Consider the following 240-nt stretch of genomic DNA (forward strand, 5'->3'; position numbering starts at 1 on the left):
CAAGTTTCCTTACCAATACTATTGATTCACCAGGATCGTGATATTTGGGGTGATGATGCTACAGAGTTCAACCCAGAAAGATTTGCTGAAGGAGTAGCAAAGGCAACAAAAGGCCAAGTTGTGTTTTTCCCATTTGGATGGGGTCCTAGAATATGCATTGGCCAAAACTTTGCCTTAATGGAAGCAAAGATAGTGTTATCATTGCTTCTGCAACATTTCTCATTTGAGCTTTCTCCGGTC

1 protein-coding gene is annotated in these 240 nt (G+C 41.2%); it reads left to right on the forward strand.

The genetic code is table 11. From position 1 onward, the window contains the following. The coding region (locus L9G74_RS24610; protein ID WP_238899005.1) for a cytochrome P450 at positions 1-240 on the forward strand (240 nt) is incomplete at both ends.

The sequence above is a fragment of the Shewanella electrica genome (assembly GCF_022321485.1).
Classification (GTDB): domain Bacteria; phylum Pseudomonadota; class Gammaproteobacteria; order Enterobacterales; family Shewanellaceae; genus Shewanella; species Shewanella electrica.